The sequence below is a fragment of the Halobacillus sp. B23F22_5 genome (assembly GCF_043497085.1).
Classification (GTDB): Bacteria; Bacillota; Bacilli; order Bacillales; family Halobacillaceae; genus Thalassobacillus.
Genome location: NZ_JBIEKI010000004.1, coordinates 170,307 through 191,352 on the forward strand (window position 1 = coordinate 170,307; position 21,046 = coordinate 191,352).

At 42.5% G+C, this 21,046-nt stretch carries 25 protein-coding genes; all 25 read right to left on the reverse strand.

What is annotated here, in order from left to right; genetic code table 11:
• Complete coding sequence (gene pyrH, locus ACGTN9_RS07855) at positions 1 to 723, reverse strand: UMP kinase (RefSeq protein WP_499591794.1); 723 nt, start codon at positions 721 to 723, stop codon at positions 1 to 3.
• 127 nt (positions 724 to 850) lie between these two features.
• Positions 851 to 1,735, reverse strand: a complete 885-nt coding sequence (tsf, locus tag ACGTN9_RS07860) for a translation elongation factor Ts (protein WP_028782808.1) — start codon at positions 1,733 to 1,735, stop codon at positions 851 to 853.
• Between the two features lie 188 nt (positions 1,736 to 1,923).
• Complete coding sequence (rpsB, locus tag ACGTN9_RS07865) at positions 1,924 to 2,667, reverse strand: 30S ribosomal protein S2 (protein WP_093045784.1); 744 nt, start codon at positions 2,665 to 2,667, stop codon at positions 1,924 to 1,926.
• 154 nt (positions 2,668 to 2,821) lie between these two features.
• Positions 2,822 to 3,235 carry a coupling factor for flagellin transcription and translation gene (locus ACGTN9_RS07870; protein WP_499591795.1) on the reverse strand — a complete coding sequence of 138 codons (414 nt, stop codon included), beginning with the start codon at positions 3,233 to 3,235 and terminating at the stop codon, positions 2,822 to 2,824.
• Between the two features lie 125 nt (positions 3,236 to 3,360).
• Positions 3,361 to 4,734 (reverse strand): flagellar assembly protein A, encoded by a 1,374-nt coding sequence (locus ACGTN9_RS07875; RefSeq protein ID WP_499591796.1) that lies wholly within the window; start codon positions 4,732 to 4,734, stop codon positions 3,361 to 3,363.
• A 21-nt stretch (positions 4,735 to 4,755) separates the two neighbouring features.
• Positions 4,756 to 5,532: a FliA/WhiG family RNA polymerase sigma factor gene (locus tag ACGTN9_RS07880; RefSeq protein ID WP_499591797.1), complete on the reverse strand. Its 777-nt coding sequence runs from the start codon at positions 5,530 to 5,532 to the stop codon at positions 4,756 to 4,758.
• 39 nt (positions 5,533 to 5,571) lie between these two features.
• A complete protein-coding gene (locus ACGTN9_RS07885) occupies positions 5,572 to 5,880 on the reverse strand; it encodes a hypothetical protein (RefSeq protein ID WP_499591798.1) in 309 nt (102 codons plus the stop codon).
• Positions 5,880 to 6,383: a chemotaxis protein CheD gene (locus tag ACGTN9_RS07890; RefSeq protein ID WP_499591799.1), complete on the reverse strand. Its 504-nt coding sequence runs from the start codon at positions 6,381 to 6,383 to the stop codon at positions 5,880 to 5,882. The genes ACGTN9_RS07885 and ACGTN9_RS07890 overlap by 1 nt, the downstream gene beginning before the upstream one ends.
• Positions 6,376 to 7,008, reverse strand: a complete 633-nt coding sequence (locus ACGTN9_RS07895; RefSeq protein WP_499591800.1) for a chemotaxis protein CheC — start codon at positions 7,006 to 7,008, stop codon at positions 6,376 to 6,378. Before ACGTN9_RS07895 ends, ACGTN9_RS07890 begins: the two co-directional genes overlap by 8 nt.
• A 6-nt stretch (positions 7,009 to 7,014) precedes the next feature.
• Positions 7,015 to 7,485, reverse strand: coding sequence for a chemotaxis protein CheW (locus tag ACGTN9_RS07900; protein WP_499591801.1), 471 nt, complete (start codon positions 7,483 to 7,485; stop codon positions 7,015 to 7,017).
• 33 nt (positions 7,486 to 7,518) lie between these two features.
• Positions 7,519 to 9,552, reverse strand: a complete 2,034-nt coding sequence (locus ACGTN9_RS07905; protein WP_499591802.1) for a chemotaxis protein CheA — start codon at positions 9,550 to 9,552, stop codon at positions 7,519 to 7,521.
• A gap of 12 nt (positions 9,553 to 9,564) precedes the next feature.
• A complete protein-coding gene (locus ACGTN9_RS07910; protein ID WP_499591803.1) occupies positions 9,565 to 10,206 on the reverse strand; it encodes a CheB methylesterase domain-containing protein in 642 nt (213 codons plus the stop codon).
• A 5-nt stretch (positions 10,207 to 10,211) separates the two neighbouring features.
• On the reverse strand, positions 10,212 to 11,075 hold the full coding sequence (locus ACGTN9_RS07915) for a MinD/ParA family protein (protein ID WP_499591804.1): 864 nt from the start codon (positions 11,073 to 11,075) through the stop codon (positions 10,212 to 10,214).
• Positions 11,068 to 12,192, reverse strand: a complete 1,125-nt coding sequence (gene flhF, locus ACGTN9_RS07920; protein WP_499591805.1) for a flagellar biosynthesis GTPase FlhF — start codon at positions 12,190 to 12,192, stop codon at positions 11,068 to 11,070. The genes ACGTN9_RS07915 and flhF overlap by 8 nt, the downstream gene beginning before the upstream one ends.
• Entirely contained in the window at positions 12,189 to 14,222 is a 2,034-nt protein-coding gene (flhA, locus tag ACGTN9_RS07925; RefSeq protein WP_499591806.1) for a flagellar biosynthesis protein FlhA, read from the reverse strand. The genes flhF and flhA overlap by 4 nt, the downstream gene beginning before the upstream one ends.
• A gap of 19 nt (positions 14,223 to 14,241) precedes the next feature.
• A complete protein-coding gene (gene flhB, locus ACGTN9_RS07930; protein WP_499591807.1) occupies positions 14,242 to 15,321 on the reverse strand; it encodes a flagellar biosynthesis protein FlhB in 1,080 nt (359 codons plus the stop codon).
• 1 nt (position 15,322) lies between these two features.
• A complete protein-coding gene (gene fliR / locus ACGTN9_RS07935; RefSeq protein ID WP_499591808.1) occupies positions 15,323 to 16,102 on the reverse strand; it encodes a flagellar biosynthetic protein FliR in 780 nt (259 codons plus the stop codon).
• A gap of 3 nt (positions 16,103 to 16,105) precedes the next feature.
• A complete protein-coding gene (gene fliQ, locus ACGTN9_RS07940; protein ID WP_093045799.1) occupies positions 16,106 to 16,375 on the reverse strand; it encodes a flagellar biosynthesis protein FliQ in 270 nt (89 codons plus the stop codon).
• Positions 16,376 to 16,393: 18 nt separating this feature from the next.
• Complete coding sequence (fliP, locus tag ACGTN9_RS07945) at positions 16,394 to 17,059, reverse strand: flagellar type III secretion system pore protein FliP (protein WP_499591809.1); 666 nt, start codon at positions 17,057 to 17,059, stop codon at positions 16,394 to 16,396.
• Entirely contained in the window at positions 17,052 to 17,723 is a 672-nt protein-coding gene (locus tag ACGTN9_RS07950) for a flagellar biosynthetic protein FliO (RefSeq protein WP_499591810.1), read from the reverse strand. The genes fliP and ACGTN9_RS07950 overlap by 8 nt, the downstream gene beginning before the upstream one ends.
• Before the next feature lie 19 nt (positions 17,724 to 17,742).
• Entirely contained in the window at positions 17,743 to 18,105 is a 363-nt protein-coding gene (locus ACGTN9_RS07955) for a response regulator (protein ID WP_499591811.1), read from the reverse strand.
• A gap of 26 nt (positions 18,106 to 18,131) precedes the next feature.
• Entirely contained in the window at positions 18,132 to 19,343 is a 1,212-nt protein-coding gene (fliY, locus tag ACGTN9_RS07960) for a flagellar motor switch phosphatase FliY (protein WP_499591812.1), read from the reverse strand.
• On the reverse strand, positions 19,333 to 20,337 hold the full coding sequence (gene fliM, locus ACGTN9_RS07965) for a flagellar motor switch protein FliM (protein ID WP_499591813.1): 1,005 nt from the start codon (positions 20,335 to 20,337) through the stop codon (positions 19,333 to 19,335). Before fliM ends, fliY begins: the two co-directional genes overlap by 11 nt.
• A gap of 35 nt (positions 20,338 to 20,372) precedes the next feature.
• Positions 20,373 to 20,795, reverse strand: coding sequence for a flagellar basal body-associated protein FliL (gene fliL, locus ACGTN9_RS07970; protein ID WP_499591814.1), 423 nt, complete (start codon positions 20,793 to 20,795; stop codon positions 20,373 to 20,375).
• Positions 20,792 to 21,007 (reverse strand): flagellar FlbD family protein, encoded by a 216-nt coding sequence (locus ACGTN9_RS07975; RefSeq protein ID WP_499591815.1) that lies wholly within the window; start codon positions 21,005 to 21,007, stop codon positions 20,792 to 20,794. The genes fliL and ACGTN9_RS07975 overlap by 4 nt, the downstream gene beginning before the upstream one ends.
• Positions 21,008 to 21,046 lie beyond the last annotated feature (39 nt).

Consider the following 21,046-nt stretch of genomic DNA (forward strand, 5'->3'; position numbering starts at 1 on the left):
TTATTTCCCCCTTACAATCGTTCCGATATTTTCACCTAGAACTGCTTTTTTGATATTACCCTCTTCAGTTATCGAGAATACCAGTAAAGCAATATCATTGTCCATACATAAAGATGATGCCGTTGAATCCATAACACCTAATCCCTCATTCAAAACATCCATATAAGAAAGCTGATCATACTTTTCAGCATCTTTATTTAGTTTAGGGTCCGCATTATAGACACCATCCACATTATTCTTAGCCATAAGAATCACATCTGCTTCTACTTCTGCAGCACGAAGCGCCGCAGTGGTATCCGTGGAGAAATAAGGGTTACCCGTACCTGCCGCAAAAATGACGACTCGTTTTTTCTCTAGGTGACGGATTGCTTTTCTACGGATGTAAGGTTCAGCCACCTGGCGCATTTCAATCGAAGTTTGGACACGGGTAGGAATGCCGTTATTTTCCAGGCTGTCTTGCAATGCAAGAGAGTTCATGACAGTGGCAAGCATCCCCATATAATCAGCATTTGCCCTGTCCATGCCCATCTCACTTCCGACTTTTCCTCGCCAAATGTTACCGCCACCTACTACCACGGCAATTTCTACTCCTAGTTCGGCAACTTCTTTGATTTGTTTGGCTACAGATTGGATAATAGCAGGATCAATGCCATATCCTTGCTTTCCACTTAAGGCTTCACCACTTAGTTTCAATACGATTCGACGGTAACGAGCTGCAGTCATAGTAACCTCCATATACCTATTTTATCTGATTGTTTATCATTCGTTCTTAAAAAGAAGCTGATTTCAAAATATGTAGCATGTTTGAAAATAGGGAACACCATGTGTGTCCCCTATTTTTCAGGCATGCTTATTTTTTAACTTGGCTCATAACTTCTTCAGCAAAGTTGTCTTCGCGCTTTTCCATGCCTTCGCCTACTGCATAGCGTACGAAACCTTTTACAGAACCGCCTGTAGATTCGACGAATTTTTTAACTTTTTGATCTGGATCTTTTACAAAGCTTTGTTCAAGCAGGCAAATTTCTTCGAAGAATTTACCTAAACGGCCTTCTACCATTTTTTCAACGATATGTTCAGGCTTGCCTTCATTCAACGCTTGAGTCTTAAGCATTTCACGTTCTTTGTTTACTTCTTCTTCAGAAACCTCATCACGGGATACATAACGAGGGTTAACAGCAGCGATATGCATCGCTACATCTTTAGCTGCAGCTTCGTCAGTCGTACCCTCTAGAAGAGTCAGTACGCCGATGTTTCCACCCATGTGAATGTAAGCACCGAAAGCGTCGTTATCTGTTTTGTCAAGAATGGTGAAACGGCGAAGAGAAATTTTCTCACCGATTTTAGCAATCGTGGAATTGATATATTCGTTTACAGTATCGCCTTCCCCATGAAGCTTTTGCTCCAATGCTTCTTCTGCTGTAGCAGGCTTTTGAGAAAGCAAGTGCTTGCCAAGCTCCTGAAGAAGAGCTTTGAATTGATCGTTCTTTGTTACGAAGTCAGTTTCGCAGTTGACTTCAAGCAATACAGCAGTGTTTCCGTCAACTTCAACGTGTGCAGAACCTTCTGCTGCGATACGATCCGCTTTCTTTTGTGCTTTAGAGATACCTTTTTCGCGAAGCCATTCCATCGCTTTGTCCATATCTCCATCCGTTTCAGTTAGTGCTTTTTTACAATCCATCATACCTGCACCAGTTTTTTCGCGCAGTTCTTTTACCATTTTAGCAGTTACAGCCATGTAATTTCCTCCTTTAGAAATTTAGCATTCAACGTATGCTTTATTAGTTAAATTCAAACAAAGAAGAAAAGGAAGTCCGGCTTTGGGTGGAAGCTAGATTGCATACACTTGCGTCCTAAGGCCTCTGAACATCCTCTTTAAAAAAGGTGATAAAAGGTTCTCCCCTCTTATCACCTTTGAAACCTTTGTTACTCGGTTGCAGCTTCTGCTTCTTCAGCTGGAGCAGATTCTTCTGCAACTTCAGTTTCTTCCCCTTGCTTCGCTTCAAGAACAGCGTCAGCCATTTTAGAAGTAAGCAATTTAACAGCACGAATCGCATCGTCATTTGCTGGAATGACATAATCGATTTCGTCCGGGTCACAGTTTGTATCTACAATTCCGACAATTGGAATGTTCAGTTTATGAGCTTCAGCAATAGCAATGCGCTCTTTACGTGGGTCAATAACGAACATTGCATCAGGAAGACTCTTCATTTCTTTAATACCGCCTAAGAATTTGACTAGACGATCTTTTTCTTTAAGAAGACCGACTACTTCTTTCTTAGGAAGTACGTCGAAAGTTCCGTCTTCTTCCATGCGTTCGATATCTTTCAAACGATTGATACGCTTGCGGATAGTTTGGAAGTTTGTCAATGTACCACCCAACCAGCGTTGGTTGATGTAATACATACCACAACGGGTAGCTTCATCACGTACCGTTTCTTGTGCTTGTTTTTTTGTACCGACGAAAAGAATGTTTCCGCCGTCAGCAGCTACGTCCTTGACGTAGTTGAATGCTTCATCTACTTTTTTGACCGTCTTTTGAAGGTCGATGATGTAGATGCCGTTACGCTCAGTGAAGATGTATTTTTTCATCTTCGGGTTCCAGCGGCGAGTTTGGTGTCCGAAATGAACACCAGCTTCAAGCAGCTGTTTCATTGAAATTACAGACATGTTAATTCCTCCTGTTTGGTTTTTTTAGTATCCTCCGGCCACTTCATCTTCCTACCGAAACTCATGTATAGAGCACCCTCGGCGGGAATCTGCAACCGTGTGTATTGACACCAAAAGTAAATATATCATAAGCCATTGGTGCAATCAAGTATAATCACATATTTTGTTGATTGAATTTTAAAATTAAAGCAATTTCTGTCTTACCCCTGTTTAATTTGCGGGCGATTTCCTCAATAGAATAACCCTGATCTTGGAGTGCAAATACCTGGGTTGAGAAAGAAGGTTCATAGTTTACTTGTTCATTTCCCGGCATAAGTGGCTGGTAAACCGGCTTTGATTGCTTCTCGAAGTCCTGTTGTCCGGTATGGACAGGATTTTCTGCCTCAGAAACACGATTTCGCTCTGGGTGTGAAGGTGAATAATGGGTCGCCGTTTTCTCTTCCATATTAAGCATTTGCTGAAAACGTTCATTTTCTTCTTTGATTTCAAGCAGGTATGCGGTAAACATTTGTTCAATGTCTTCTGCTACTTGCTTTTGACGACTCTCGAGTTCTTCTGCTTTCTTCACCCTCGCGGACAAGATAACCATGCTCAGTATCAGAACGCCGTGTAATATAAAACTAATGATCAATAAAAAAGTAACCATTAAACAACCCTCGCTATTTCCAAAATCCATTCAACTATATACTTTTCTTATCCCAGTGAGCGAATCACGATTTCTCCATCAGTAAGTGTAGCATATATATTAGTAATCGGACGGGAGATTTTCCTATGATACTTGCCGAAACCGATTTCTACATTAGAGTACAGCGTGCCATTGACGCACAGCCTTGTATCTTTTAATTCCCCAATATCACTCTTCAGTTCACTCAACTCTTCTAAAAGAACTTGCCTTCTAAGTTCATAATTATGTAATGAATTTTTTTGACGCAGCTTCGTCACCCGTTCTTTCGGGGTTAATTCTCCTGTTTTGTGTTTCTTATTATCCAGGAGATTTCCGATCAATCGTAATTTTTTCATATTATCTTCAAGACTCTTATATTCATCGTGTAACGTTTTTTCTCTTGCTTTTACCTTTTTATTCACACCTAAATACAATTCTGTTTTGGTGCTCATACGGTTTCCGGCATCTTTCGCCTCGATTGCACGTCCGGCCGATAATACACCGCCGATAATATGACCTTGTTGACAATAGATATCGCCTTTCGCTGTCACTTCACTGTGGAGTATGGATTTTTCTACAAAAAGGTTTCCACCAGCCTCCACCCTGCTTTGATTGATATATCCAAGACGAATGTCCATCCCAGCAGAGATTTCCGCTTTTCCTTGTCCGGCTATTCCTTCTGTTATCGTAATCGTTCCACCTGCATCCAGTTTCGCTCCCTCTACCAGCCCTTTCACAGTGATGTCGCCCTCTGCTTTAATATGGTAACCTGTTGGAACATTTCCTCTTACAGTGACCGAACCGACAAAGTCTAAATTTCCTGTACGCATATCTAAATCACCGTTAACCTCATAAGAAGGGAGTACATTTAGTGCATGACCCCTTATGTTCAACTGTCCGGAAGCCTTGGCATAAAAAGCATGATCCGCCTGGTTCATTTTAACGTTTTCACCAGCAACCATACGTGCGGCACGTCCTGGTTTTGCTTGTACTTTTTCGCCATGTATGTTTTTCCCAGGCGTTCCTGGTCCAGGAGGTACAATGTCTGCAATACGTTCTCCTGTTTCTACGGAAGGGATGTGGATGATATCCCTGAAACTCACTTTCTCTTTTTCATTAATCGTATGGGTGTATGGCTTATAAAATAATACTTGCCCATCTTCTCCTTTAACAGGTTCCCTTCCTACAGCGGCTATGATAGGAAACAACGTGATATCTTCTGTTGATGCCACATGCTCAATCAATTCGAGATTAATGCCGAACTGTACATGATGGTGTTGTAAAAATTCCAACAGCACTTCCCTTGATAGCGGAAATGGCAAATCATCTTTTCTGATGTCCAATTCCACCTTCATCTTATCTTTTGCTATTCTTATAATTAAAAAATCGTGAGCCATTTCCATGCTATCACCTCTAGCTGATCATCAATCCAACAATAATCCTGCAAGGCCATCTTTCAATTTGAATAATGCCTTTGCATGAATTTGGGAAATCCGGGAAGTCGTCAACCCTAGCACATGACCGATTTCGGTCAACGTAAGTTCTTCATAATAAAAAAGGCTGATGACCAGCTGCTCTTTCTCTTTTAACTTTTTTATCCCTTCTGCCAGATCTTGATGGTTTTCCTGTTGTACAATATTTTTTTCAGGGGTCAATGTTTTCGTGTCGGGGAGTGTATAGCCTATCCCTTCCTTATGTTCACTGTCGCCATCCTTAGATTTATCCTCCATCGATAGCACATGGGCAAATAAAGAATCTTTAATGACTTCAGCTACTTCTTCTTCCCCCATGTCCAATGCTTCCCCTATTTCTTTTGCGGAAGGGGGACGCTGCAACTGCTGTTCCATACGTTCTGATACTTGTTCGATTTTTTTAGCCTTGTCTCTTACAGACCGAGGCAGCCAATCTTCTTTACGCAGTCCGTCCATAATGGCTCCGCGAATTCTAAAAGAGGCATATGTATCAAATTTCAAATCGCGATTGACATCAAATTTTTTAAGGGCGTCATATAACCCTAACAATCCTAAACTTTTAATATCCTCTTTATTTACACTTGAAGGTAAATGGGCAGATATTCGTTGCACATGAAAGTTTACAAGATGAAGATGTTTTTCAATCAATTCATTTGCAGCTTCCATATCTTCTTCGTGCTGCCACTGACTCCATAGTTCTTGTTCCTTAGCAGTTAACGAGTTTGCCATACAACCCCTCCTTCTTACATGTTCATCCATAGTTTATCTTTAGTCTTCGTTTAACAGCTGTCTGATCGTTTCCGATGCTTGTTTAGCGACCGGATCTTCTCTGGTATGGTTTCTATCATCTTTAATTCTTGACATCTTCTTCCTATCGTCCTCAGCTGTTTCGTGATTAGTTCTATTAATATAGTGACATGCCCACCGGAATGAAAAAGCAATCACGTACATGAAAATAAATACGGCAGCGGCCCGGATCATGGATGTATCAAGTGAATTATTTTGCAGTGATAAAATGAATGATAAACAAAAACCGAACACGGCAAAGGATAAGTTCCATAAAAGATTTCCTGCCATTATATTTCAGCCACCCCTCTATCGGCCGTCTTCACCTGCAGTATGCTGGTAGCAGGGTCAAACACCACTGTCCGGCCAGCTGTGCCGCCAATATCCTCCGCTATCAACGGAATCCGGTAAGCTTCCAGCTGCTGCCTGACAGCCTTTACGTTTCTCGGTCCTATGCGAGCCAACCCATCATCGTTTTGTGAAGCGAACGGAAACATTTGCGCTCCACCTGCAATTTTAGCTTTTAACATGTAACCGGCAATATGGTGTTTCTTAAAACCTGCTAATAATGCCTGGATGGCTGTGTCGGCATATTTAGCATGATTGAGCGACTGACTATGGTTTAAACTGCTACTTGGCAGCATGACATGGGCCATCCCTGCCACTTGCCTATGGCTGGTAAATAATATGACAGCCACACAGGAACCCAGCCCCGAGGTCTTGAGCACGTCAGGTGCTGTTACAAAATTCATGTCTGCAATACCCACTTTCACGACCTTCGCCGCTTTAATCATGGGTGTTTACCCCCAGTGAAGTGAATATCTTCTGATAAGAACCTGGGTCAGGCAACAGAAAAAAGTGACCGCGGATATCCTTCGTGGACCCGGCTTCGTCCGCCAGCAGCGTTTCAATGACTATCGCCTGATCGCTGTACTGAGATAATTCAAGTAATCCATAGCTTAAAACAGCACCCACCATATCAATCGCTAATGCAGGCACAGAGGGCTGGAGGTTCATGTTTGTAAAATCAGCTAACGATGTTAAGTAAGATCCAGTAAGAATATTGCCCAATTCCTGCATAGCAGAGACTGCCATATCATCATAAGGAGGTTGTGTGAATTGACATGAAACGACACCGGTCATCGTCTTGACAAACATGCCAGCCTGCATTGGGGGCAATACGAAAAACATATTCCCCGGGGCATCACCATGAATGCGAAGGAAAATAGCAACTACCCTTTCTTCCGGACCGCCTGCCAAATTCATCATTTCATCGAAATCTACTACTTTCACTGCCGGTACATGCATTTCAATTTTTCTATCTAATAATAAGGATAGGGAAGTCGCTGCATGACCTGCCCCAATATTGCCTATTTCTTTCAATACATCTAAGTGCAAATCACTGAATTTATTCATCATTTAACGTTACCCTTCTACCGTCTTAATGACTTCTACCTCATCTTCATGTAGTACTTTGTGAAGATCCAGCAGTATTAACAACCGGTCTTCTAGTTTTGCAATTCCTCTTATGTAGTCTGTTTCTACGGTACCGACAACAGACGGAGGCGGTTCTACCGAAGACCCGGGGATGTCGGTTACATCGTTAGCAGCATCGACAATCATTCCCACCTTGATATCATCCATATATACTATGATGATTCTGGTGTTTTCTGATTGATCACTTTCTTTCATCCCGAAACGGGTCCGTAAATCGATGACTGGAGTAACCACCCCACGAAGATTTATGACACCTTTGACAAAATCAGCTGTATTCGGCACACGAGTAATCGACTGTGTCCGCTCTATCGATCCTACTTGTTGCACTGGAACTGCATATTCTTCTTTATTCAATTCAAATACGATCACTTTCAAATCCTCTTCTACTATTGTGTTCACCTATTAGCCCTCCGTTATTGATTTACATTCTTTTTACCTGATTAAAGTATCACTATCAATTACCAGTGCGACCTGTCCATCTCCAAGGATAGTAGCTCCTGAGATCGCGAAAGCTTCAGATAAATAGTCTCCTACTGATTTCAGGACAATTTCTTGCTGTCCAATAAACGAATCTACTACTATCCCGGCAAACTTATCACCTTTTCTAACAATCACTACATGGCAATTTTCAGTTTCTTTCTTATCTGGCATATCAAATAGTTGCTTAATAAAGATCAAGGGAATCATCCTGCCTCGAAAATCAATCATTTTTTGATTGTGGGCATCCTTCATTTCAGCAGGGGATATTATCGCGGTTTCGATAATAGAAGATAAAGGTATCGCAAAAGTATCTGAATCCAGTTTCACTAGTAAGGCAGAGATAATGGACAGGGTTAATGGCAATTGGATTGAAAATTTACTGCCTTCACCAAAAACAGAAGAAATCTCTATCGTCCCGCCCAATGACTCTATCGTATTCTTGACCACGTCTAACCCGACACCGCGTCCGGAAACATCTGAAATTCTATCTGCCGTAGAAAAACCGCTTGCCATGAGCAATTCATAGACTTGCTTGTCCGAAAGCTTCTCTGATTGTTCCTGGGTGATTACAGCATGATGGATTGCCTTGTTTAGAACTTTTTCACGACTGATTCCAGCGCCATCATCCGATATTTCAATAAATACATGGTTGCCGCTATGATAGGCATGGAGCTTCAGTGTCCCTTCCCTGGGTTTTCCTTTTCCTGCCCTTTCATCCGGAGTTTCAATCCCATGGTCTACGGCATTCCGAATCAAATGGACGATAGGGTCTCCGACCTCATCAATTACCGTCCGGTCCAGTTCCGTATCAGCGCCTGAAATTTCAAGGTTGATCCTTTTTCCCAGATCTTTTGCCAACTGCCTGACCATACGAGGAAAACGATTGAAAACCTGATCGACTGGAACCATTCGCATGTTTAAAATAATATCCTGCAGGTCTCCGGAAGTTCTGGCCATTCTTTCTACCGTTTCCTGTAATTCCTTGTGCTCTAATTCTTTTGATAGTTGTTCCAGTCTGCCCCTGTCTATGACAAGCTCTTCAAATAAGTTCATTAAAATATCGAGCCGATCGATGTTAACACGAATGGTTTTGTTACCGGGGGCACGTTTTCCTGATGTCAAAGATGATTGCTCTTTTACCCTGTTTTCTTCTGTAGGCTTTTCGATGGGAAGATGGTTTTCATCTTCAGGCAGGTCAGATTGAGGAGGTTCCCCTCCTGTTACAGTTAAGGAAAAAGGGGCGACAACGACCTCTTCGATTTCAGATACTTTCATAATACTGCTTTGCACGTTTTCTCCCTTTTCCTGGGTAACTAAAAGGACAGAAAAACTACTTTCAAATTGCTCATTCTCCAATTCATCAATAGAAGGTAATGCCTTTATGACTTCGCCTGCCCGCTCCAAAACTTCGAAAACCATATAAACCCTGGCCGCTTTCAAGAGGCAATCTTCATGCAGAGAAATGGTGATATCCAGGATGTGATAACCAGTCGCTTCCGCTTCTTGTAACACAGTTGTTTCGAACTCATCCAAATGATATTCTGTGGGCTGCTCTATGGAATCAGACAAAACACGTGCAAGTTCTGCATCTTCAGCCACCGTCATTTTTCCTGATTCGATTGCTTCTATGCTGGATGCGATCGCCGTAACATCCCTTCTTCCTTGTCCACCATCCGAAATATCCATAATAATAGCTTCTAAGTATTCAACCGCTTCAAAAAGGACATCCACCACCAGTGTGTCAACAATAATCTCACCATTCCGTAAAGCGTCCAATACGTTCTCCATTTTATGGGTCAAGTCAGCCAGGTCCTGAAATCCCATGGTTGCTGACATCCCTTTCAATGTATGGGCAGAACGAAAAATTTCCTGGATAATGGTTAAATCCTTCGGGTTGCGTTCGAGCTCAAGCAGCTGGTCATTTACCGTCTGGAGATTTTCTTTGCTTTCCTCGATGAAAATATCCAAATATTGATTCACTTCCATTTAAATTTCCCCCTACACCCTCATAACGTCCAAGATTGTTTTTCCAATTGCATCCACTGAAACCATGCTATCGTGCAATCCACGGCTCACAACTGCCTTTGGCATCCCATAAACTACACAGGATTCCCGCGCTTCCGCAATAACATAAGCGTGTCGATTAGCTTGTTTCAGTTTCTCGATGCCTTTCCATCCATCTGTTCCCATTCCTGTCATTATCACAGCAACCGGATGGTAATCCGTTAACCAGGCAACCGATTCCATCAACACATCAACCGATGGACGGTGCCCGTTCACACGGTCGGTTTGGCTCAGGTCCACTTGTAAGCACTTACCTGCTTCTTTTAATCTCAAATGATAATTACCCGGGGTTATGTATGCCGTGCCATTCTCGAGTATTTCTCTATGTTCAGCTTCCTTCACTTTCATTGGAGCGGCTATATCCAACCGATGTGCAAGAGACTTAGTAAAACCTGCCGGCATATGTTGGACGATGAGCACAGGAGAAGGGAATTCAGCAGGAAGACTGCCTAAGACATGCTGCAATGCCCTTGGTCCCCCGGTGGAAGTGCCAATAGCAACAATTGGTTTCGACTGTGGAAAGTGACCGCCATTAAAAGGGTGAGGCACTTTATCCTGAAATAATGTCCTAGCCATAAGTTCTACCTTTCTGTAACCAGCCGCTTAAGCTTTGCGATAAAGCTTGTGGCTAGCGGTGGAGTGATATCAAGTTTATTCTCCAAATATTGATCGGTTATATGCTGTAACGCCTTTGAGGCAGGAGAATGCTGGTTAAGAAGTAAAAATGGTACCTGTCGGGCAACGGCTTTCATTACCTGATTATCGTCGGGGAGAATCCCCATCGGATGCAAATCTTTGGTCAGGAACTGCTGTACAACCTTTTGGAGTCGTTCCATTGCTTCTTTACCGGTTTGCCGGCTGTATGCACGATTGATCAGAGTGTATATTTTGATCTCCTTATCCATTCGATAGATATGTTTCAATATGGCATAAGCATCGGTCATTGAGGTAGGCTCATGAGTAGTTACCAATATTGCTTCCTCTGCAGCAAGGATGAAACTTAAACTGTCCTGGCTGATTCCTGCCCCCATATCAAAAATGATATATTCATAATCTTTGGCAATCTGATCGAATTGAGACAAGAAATACTCGAACCTTGTGTCATCCAGCTGAAAAAAATCACTTAACCCCGATCCCCCTGCTATGTATGTCAGTGATTCTGGTCCTTGTGTAAGAAGGTCTTTCATCGACAAACCATGCTCGAATAAATCGACTAAATTATATTTAGCTGACGAGCCTGTTAAAATATCAATGTTACCCATACCGATATCGAGATCAAATACCAACACCCGCTGCTGGCGCTGTGACAGCGCCAGGGCAAAGTTTAACGCAAAATTCGACTTACCGACTCCTCCTTTACCACTGATTACTGCTAACGTTTTTGCCCGAGAGGATTGTTGTTTAGCCAATAAACGGTCCCGTAGCTGTTGTGCCTGATCATGCATCACGGCGGTCACCTGCGATTCGGGAAGCTATCCATTGTGCTGATGCTGTCTGTATGTCATCCGGTACATTTTGACCGTTGGTAATGTAAGCTGCCCCGACCTCATTGTTAAGCAACAAATTCAATGCACTTCCATATGTGGAAGTTTCATCAGATTTGGTAAAGATGAATTTCCTGATGGGTATATTACTGAACTGATCAAAAATTGCCTGCATATCTTTATAACGGGAGGTCAAAGACAGCACAAGATAGGTTTCCATATCTGTACGGAAATCAATCAGTTTACTTAACTCGTAGACATATTGTGGGTCCCGGAAATTCCTGCCCGCAGTATCTACCAGGACCAAATCATAATGTGTGAATTTATTCCTTGCTTCCATATAATCTTCCAGCGAATAGGCTACTTCTATAGGCACATCTAATAGTTTTGCGTATGTTTTCAATTGATCTATTGCTGCAATGCGATAGGTATCCGTAGTTATGAACGCTACTTTTTTCTGATCATTCAATACTGCCCGAGCGGCTACTTTTGCGATCGTAGTAGTTTTCCCCACGCCTGTTGGGCCCACGAAATGAACGAACTGGCGGCTATAATCTACCCCTCCAAAGGTGCAGGAAGTTCCTTTACTTTCAAGTGAATCAAGTATGATAGATTTTAAACCATCGATAGAGACAGATACCTTTTCCTCGTTTGCTTTTAACCTGGCAAGCAAACCATCAGCTAACTCTGCCGTAATCTCCTGAGCAACAAGATGATCATAAAGTTCCTGATAGGGTTGTGGATAACCTGTAGGCTGGACAGACTGCTTTTTCTCCACCAACTTTTTTAGAGCTTTTATTTCGCTCAAGACTGTTTGATCAGAAACTAAGCTGTTATCGGAAGTGGCCGCAGCTGCTTCCTTCTTCTTCTCCATTTTCCATGCTTGTTTCCTTGGAGGCTGCTTATCTGCCGGGTCGATTGCAGCAATCACTTCAATGTTTTTTTTCTTGAAAAGGCCAAGGAAACCACCACGATGAACTACTTTGGAATTTAAAATGACTGCGTCGTTGCCCATTTCTTTTTTCACCTGGCTCATTACTTTAGGCATCGATTCTGCTTCGAATTTTTTCACTTTCATGCTACGTTCACCACCCCTACACTTTGGACTTCAATTGTTGGCTCCAGCTCATTATAAGACAACACATTAACTTGCGGCAGGAAGCGTTCGAGCAATTGTTTCAAATACATCCTTACTGCCGGCGAGCAAAGCACAATGGCCGTTTCCTCTTGTAAAGAAAGCTGTTCTACCTGTTCCGCAACGGATTGGATGATCGTTTGCTGCGTTTCCGGGTCCAGGGTGAGGTAGCTGCCATGCTCTGTTTGTTGAATATGATCAGCAAGCAGTTTTTCCACTTTGCCGGAAACCGTAATCACTTTCATCGATTGACCGTCATTGGTGAACTGTCGGGTGATTTGGTGTGAAAGAGCCTGCCTGGCATATTCTCCGAGCAATTCTGTATCGGTAGTCATCTTGCCGAAGTCTGCGAGCGTTTCGAAAATGATTGGCAGATTTTTAATGGAAACATTTTCACGCAGCAGTTTAGCCAGCACTTTCTGGATGTCTCCGACACCAAGTGGTTCAGGTGTAACCTCATCTACCAGAATTGGGTAAGATTCCTTCAAGTGATCAATCAATTGCTGTGTTTCCTGTCTTCCCAACAATTGATGGGCATGCTGTTTGATGACTTCGGTAATATGAGTGGACACGACAGAAGGTGGATCAACCACCGTATAACCGGACAATTCCGCGTCGTCCTTCACTTCTTCTGTCACCCATTTGGCCGGCAGGCCGAAAGCGGGCTCCTGCGTGTCGATTCCATCAATATCATCTTCTTCATGTCCTGGACTCATCGCTAAATAATGATCGAGTATTAGTTCACCCCGTGCCACTTCGTTGCCTTTGATTTTCAGCCGGTATTCGTTAGGACTCAATTGAATATTGTCTCTGATGCGGACTACCGGAATCACGATACCAAGCTCAATCGCAAGCTGGCGCCGGATCATGACGATACGGTCCAGCAGGTCTCCGCCTTGATTTGTGTCTGCGATCGGAATCAGTCCATAGCCGAATTCGAATTCAACCGGATCCATACTGATCAAGTTGACAACATTTTCAGGTGATTTCATTTGATTGCTTTCCTCTTCCTCTTCTTCTTCTTCCACTTCGAATTCATCTGTTTCCGAAGGACGAGACAACCAGTAACCTCCAAAAGCGAGAACGGAGGCAATCAAGGTAGTCAAGAAAAAGTTGATCGGTGTGAGCCCCAGGAAAAAGATAGTTCCAGCGGCAATATATAATAACTTGGGATCCTGTAACAATTGATCGGATACATCGGTCCCAAGGTTCCCTTTGGAAGCTACCCTGGTTACTACAATACCGGTTGCCGTTGAAATCAATAAGGCAGGTATCTGGCTGACGAGTCCGTCACCGACAGTGAGACGCATATATACATCCACCGCTTCTGCAAACCCCATATCCATCTGGACCATTCCAATGATCAAGCCAAAGATGATATTGATTAATACGATAATAATCCCGGCGATGGCATCCCCTTTGACAAATTTACTTCCTCCATCCATCGCTCCATAAAAGTCGGCTTCCTGTTCAATTTTTTCCCGGCGTTCTTTAGCCTGCTGCTCAGAAATCATGCCGGCATTCAAGTCGGCATCGATACTCATCTGTTTACCTGGCATCGCATCCAGGGTGAAACGGGCCGCGACTTCGGATACACGCTCAGCACCCTTGGTAATGACTAAGAACTGGATGATTACTAAAATGATGAATACAACGAAGCCAACAAGCGGATTATTGCCGATTACAAATGTTCCGAATGTCTCAACGACACCTCCCGCCTCAGCTTTTGACAGAATGGACCGGGTTGTCGAAACATTCAATCCTAACCGGAACAATGTCATTAATAATAATAAGGAAGGAAATATCGAAAATTGCAAAGCTTCTCTCATGTTCATCGAAACGAGAATGACCATCAATGCAAGTGAAATATTAATAAGAATTAAAAAGCTTAGCAGCCAGCCCGGTAAGGGGATGACCAACATTACGATTATCATGATGACGCCTAATAAAACCGATAAATCTCTCGGTGCCATTGTCTTCTCCCCTTACTTTCTAGACTTTCTTTTGAATTCGGTAAACATATGCCAATATTTCTGCTACCGCTTTATAAAACTGCTCGTCGATGTTTTCCCCTATTTCTGTTTCAGCGTATAAAGCTCTTGCCAACGGACGGTTTTCTACCATAACCACTTTGTTCGCTTTGGCCACTTCTTTTATTTTCTGAGCTACAAAATCGACGCCTTTTGCCGATACAAAAGGTGCATCGGATTTACTTTCATCGTACTTGATGGCAATGGCATAGTGGGTAGGATTGGTGATGACAACATCTGCTTCAGGTACTTCACTCATCATCCGCTGCATAGCCATTTGACGCTGTTTCTCTTTAATTTTGGATTTGATCTGCGGGTCACCTTCAATATTTTTATACTCATCTTTGACATCGTTTTTTGACATCCGGATGCTTTTTTCATAATCGTATTTTTGATAGCTGTAATCCAGGACGGAAATCAATAGCAGAGCCAGAGCAGAAGCTATTCCCATAATCACGGTGGTATGGCCAAAAAAGGAGAGTGCTCCATCGACAGATCGTTGCGAAATCATCATCATTTCGTCTTTATTCAGCCAGATGACCGTAAAAGTTATCGTGCCAATCATGGTTATTTTCAATAACGATTTCACCAGCTCGACTAACGCACGAGCTGAAAAGATTTTCTTGGCACCTTCAATTGGATTAATCTTGTTCAGTTTGAATTTCAACGGTTCCGCAGTGAACATAAAGCCTACCTGGAGCCAATTCGAAGCAAGGCCGGCTATTACTGCTGTCCCCATAATCGGTACGATGACTTTACTTAATTCAACTGTCGTTTCATTAAATACCTGAAAGACACTTCTTTCCGTGACTTCCCAGTGCAAGTATTCCTGGAAAGCATGTTGATACATACCGGTCATGACGCTTTTAAGGTAATCCCCTAAAACCATGAACAACGCAAACATAAACAGCATCAGGATAGCCGTGTTTACGTCCTGGCTTTTTGCGACCTGGCCTTTTTTTCGGGAATCCTGTCGCTTTTTCGGAGTTGCTTTTTCTGTTTTTTCACCGGCAAAAAACTGTAAGTCTAGCTTCAGGTGCATATCAGGCGCCTCCAAACAGCTGCATCAAGCCTCTCATTGTGACGAGCATGGTTTCAAATAGATTTTCGATCAACATCATGAATATTCCCATCGATAGGAACAAAACGGCCAGGGCTACTAATATTTTCAAAGGAAGGCCGACAACGAATACATTCAATTGCGGCACTGTCCGGGCTACGATACCTAACGCGACATCCACAAGAAACAAACAGCCGACAACAGGCACTGCCATCAAAAAAGCGATGATGAACATCTGGTTAAATGCCTGGATGACAAACGCGGCTATATTGCTGTCTCCAATTGGAATCCAGGCCTGCATCGGAATCAATTCATAGCTGTAAAAGATGCCATCCAGCATTAAATGGTGACCGTTCACCGCTAATAAGAACAATAAAGCAAAAGTATAAAGGTACTGGCCAATCAATGGACTTTGGGCTCCTGTCTGTGGGTCAATAACATTCGCGATCGCAAAACCCATTTGGAAATCGATGAATCCTCCTGCAATTTGAACAGCAGCTAATATGATATAAGCAATCAATCCGATCATGATTCCAACAAAAGCTTCTTTTAATAAAAGGAGTATGTATGTACCGTTCGGCAAAACGAGTGGAATATTAATCGTGAAAAACATCAATAGTGCTAAAAAGAAACTGAACCCGACTTTATGCTGAGTCGGTACGTTGCGGTAGGAAAAGAGTGGCAATGTTACAAAAAATGCTGTAACCCTGACTAAAATCAATAAAAATGCAGGAATGCTTGCCAGATTAATAGTTTCAAGCATAATCTAACCTACCAATATATTAAGATTTTTGAAGATATCCGCAGTGAACTCTACTACTTGCGTCAGCATCCATGGTCCAAAAAAGATCAGTCCAAGCAAGACTGCAACGATTTTCGGGATGAAGGCAAGTGTCTGTTCCTGGATCTGGGTGGTCGCCTGGAAAATACTTACCAGCAAACCGACACCGAGTGCTAATATCAACAATGGACCGGTTACCATCAATACTGTATAAATCCCTCTTTCTGCCAGAGAGATGACCATCTCACTGTTCATCCAACCTACCTCCTATCCCTAAAAGCCTTCCAATAAGGAATGCGTAATCAAATACCATCCATCAACGAGTACGAATAATAGAATTTTGAATGGCAGGGAAATCATCACAGGGGGAAGCATCATCATCCCCATAGACATCAAGACGCTGGCCACTGCCATATCAATGACAAGAAACGGGACGAATATCATGAACCCCATTTGAAAAGCGGTTTTCAATTCACTAATAGCAAAAGCAGGGACGAGCGTCGTCATTGGAATATCCTGAATGGTTTCCGGCCGTTCCATTTGTGCGTAATTCATAAATAAAGCAAGATCCTTTTGTCGCGTATGCTTCGCCATGAATTCTTTCATAGGAGCAGCTGCCTCTTCATAAGCTTCATCTAATGTAATCTCTTCATTGAAAAGTGGCTGCAATGCTTCATTATTCACTTCCTGCAGTGTCGGAGCCATAATAAAGAAGGTGAGAAACAGGGCAATCCCGATCAATACCTGGTTGGGTGGCATCTGCTGCGTCGCAAGGGAAGTGCGTACAAATGACAGGACAATTAGTATTCGCGTAAAGCTGGTCATTAAAATCAAAATACCTGGTGCTAAGGAAAGAACGGTAAACAATAATAGAAGCCGCACGGCTGTCGAGACATTTTCAGGGTCAGAGCTTGAAAAGATTTCTACGAATTCATTCATCGTGATGATCCTCTCGCTGCTTCTTGTTATGTAGTAGTCGTTGTCGGCTTTCTTTCAGGTCTCCAAGTTCACCCTCAAACAATTGTTGGAATTGCACGGATGAAGCTTGCTGGTAGGTTTTCGGCTTCTTTTTGTCCTTCTTGTTGAAAAAACGGGAAATCAACTGTTCATCCAGCGTCTCTTCCTGATCTGCCTCCAATAAATTTTGTTTGGAAGCTTCATCCGTAATTTCCGTCACCAGGTCCACATTCTCACCCACTCCGATCACTAACACACGATCTGCAATTCGGATAAGCTGAAGGGAGCGGTTTGGACCGAGCGACAGCCCTCCGATATTTTCCAGCTTGCGATTTTTTTGAAACATCTTATTTTTTCGATTGAAAAATTTCAGCAGCCCGTAAATCAACCCCAGGACCAATAGCAGAGAAAATAATAACTGGATGAGGTTCCAGGCCATTGAGTCGTTTGACGGGGAAGGCTCATTACTCTGTTCTTCTGCATCCACTGGCGCTTCACCAGCTCCTGTTCCACCTTCTGCGCAGCCCTCCAATGCTGGATTTTCCGTACAATCGATGACGGAAGGGCTTGCTATTACCAAATTCGGCGAAAAGGGGGTGACAGAAGCCAGTATGACCAGGGTGAAGATCATCATTTTGTTAATCATAGCAGCCTCACTTCTTCGCTTAATCTAATGCTTTCTGGATTGCTTCAATAACGCGATCTGCCTGGAATGGCTTGACGATAAAGTCCTTTGCTCCTGCCTGGATAGCATCGATGACCATCGCCTGCTGCCCCATAGCTGAACACATGATGATTTTGGCATTGGGATGACTTTGTTTGATTTCCTTCAAAGCAGTGATGCCATCCATTTCCGGCATGGTTATATCCATGGTCACCAGGTCAGGTGAAGTCTCTTCATACTTATCAATAGCCTCCTGGCCATCTTGAGCTTCACCCACCACTTCAAACCCATTCTTTGTTAAAATATCTTTGATCATCATCCGCATAAAAGCGGCATCGTCAACAATCAATACTTTATTAGCCATTTAAAATTTCTCCTCTCTCCATGCTGCTATTTAATTTTTTTAAGCCTGTCTTTAGGACTTAATATATCCGTCACCCGGACGCCAAAGTTTTCATCGATGACGACTACTTCACCTTGGGCGATCAGCTTATTATTGACATGAATGTCGACCGGTTCACCAGCAAGCTTATCCAGTTCTACAACGGATCCTGAAGACAATTCTAAAATGTCTTTGATAGTACGTTTAGCTCTGCCCAGTTCCACCGTCACCTTCAAGGGAATATCCAACAACATGTCTAAATTCCTTTGTTCATGGGAAATCATTTGGTTATTACCAAAATCAGAAAACTGAGCTGACTGGATAGCTGCATCCGGATTCGGTTGTCCATTTCCTCCTAATAGCTGAGCGTCTTGCCTGGTTGCTTCAGCTTGTGTAGTCGGCTGCTGCTTAGAGTAAGAGGGCGATTGGGACCCTTGGCTATCTTTCTCTAAACTCATTTGAGTTGGTGTTTGCTCTTTTTCAGAGTAATGTTTGGCTCGAGCTTGATTTTCCTGCTCTGCAGGGTTTAATAACTGATCCACTAGTTCTTTAGCAAATTTATATGGCAAAAGCTGCATGATATTAGAATCTATCAAATTACCCACTTTTAAGTTGAAAGAGACTTTAACTAAAATATTTTCATCCGGTATATAATCAAGTCCTTCATCCTCCGGAATATCCAGCATATCAATGACCGGCGGCGAAATATCAACACGCTTTTCAAAGACCGTTGACATACTGGTCGCGGCTGAACCCATCATTTGGTTCATCGCTTCCTGCACAGCACTTAGATGTATTTCATTCAATTCATCCGCCGGAGAAGTACCATCTCCCCCAAGCATCAAATCGGCAATAACGGCCGCATCTTCGGTACGGATGATTAATAAATTTTCTCCGGAGAATCCATCGGTATAGGTCACTTTGATTGCCACATTCGGTTTAGGAAATTCTTCATGCAGCCGATTCCTATCGACCACCCTCGTAGTAGGTGTGGTGATTTCTACTTTTTGATTCAGTAACGATGATAAGGCCGTGGCAGAGCTTCCGAAGGAAATATTCCCGATCTCGCCCAGGGCATCTTGTTCTAATTCGGACAAATATTCATCCACATTTACACGTTGGTTTGAACTGCTTTGTTCATTACTATCATCCTCATCGATACCACTGCCATTTAACAGGGCATCAATTTCATCCTGAGATAACATATCATCATTCATCATCGTCATCTTCCCCCCTTTTAATTTCTTCGAGAACCTGTACAGCCATTTTTTTACGTTTTTTACCTGGCTGTACATAGAATTTAGGTTCCTCATCAATACATAACCGCATTGGTTCATTGATTAATTGATCAAGTTGGATGACATCATCACGGTTCAAGTTAAGAAATTCCTCAATGGAAATATCCGCTTCTCCTAAAATCGCTTTCGCTTCAATCGTCGTCTTTTTTATCGATTTGGAAAGTGCCTGGTATTCTTCTGGCTTGCTTTCTTTTGGTTGCTGGTTCTGCATCCAGTAATGGACAGAGAGCTTAGGAATGATTGGTTCTAAGACGACATGTGGGATGCAAATATTGATCATTCCGCTAGAATCTCCGATTGTCGTATTCAAAGAGATAACAACCACTGTCTCGTTCGGTGACACCATTTGGAGAAACTGAGGGTTGACTTCGAATTCTTCCATCATTGGATTCACATCTACAATAGAACTCCATGCTTCCTTTAAATTGTCAGAGGCATGTTCAAATAACTGGCTCATGATCGTCGTCTCGATTTCCGTTAAATTTTCCACCTTATTTACACTTGCTCCGCTTCCCCCCAACACCCGATCAAGCATCGTATAAGCGATGTTAGGGTTGATTTCAAAGAGGATCCTTCCATTCAATGGCGGGAGGCTGAAAATGTTTAAAATCGTCATTTTTGGTATCGAACGGATAAACTCTTCGTATGGAACCTGGTCGACTGAAGCAACTGAAATATTCACATACGTACGAAGCTTTGCTGAAAAATAAGTAGTTAATAAACGTGCGAAATTCTCATGAATTCTTGATAAGCTCCTTACCTGATCTTTTGAAAACCGGAGCGCACGTTTGAAATCATATACTCTTACCTTTCTTTCTTTTTCTTCTTCCTTCAATTCATCCGCATCCATCTCCCCAGTGGAAATAGCGGAAAGAAGGGCATCAATTTCACTTTGGGAAAGAACCTCTTCTGCCAATAATGTCACCTCCGTTCAGGTGTAAAAACTTTTTATCATTGCAAAACTTTTTTAATGGTATATACATCTGTGACTTCGCCTTCTGTCATCATTTCATTCAATTTCAATTTCACTGTACTTTCCAACTGACCGAGACCTGACTTGAACTCACTCACTTCCATGGAGGCAAGTTCTTTGATCAGGACATTCTGTAACTGAAAATCGCGTTTCTGCAATTCTTCATTGGCATCTTTGCTGTTTGTTACAATACGAAATTGAATACGTACGAAACGATTATCTTTCAAATCCGTTGTGATTTCTTCTGTTTCATAGGAAGTCTCGATAATTTCATCGATCGATCGCTTCCCTTCCGCTTTTTGTTGATCACCAATGTTCAGTACGATAATAAGTGCTACGATTCCAAGCACGGTCAAACTCGATAGTGCAATCACCATTGATTTGAGTAGTTTGGAACTCATCTTTTATCACCCATTTCTTTCCATCGGCCTGCAAGACCAATCTCCTGATAAAACTTTGTGAAACGCAATTTAATCTCTTCTTCATCCTCTTTTACAACCAGTTTTTTTCCGGTAGTCGTAGTAATGGTTGCATCCGGGCAGGACTGTATTTGTTCTATGTATAAAGCATTTAGTTGGAACGTTTCTCCGTTCAACCGTGTCAGTTTAATCATATTTGGGAGGATTCAAACCAGTGGTTGAATCCTCCTTCA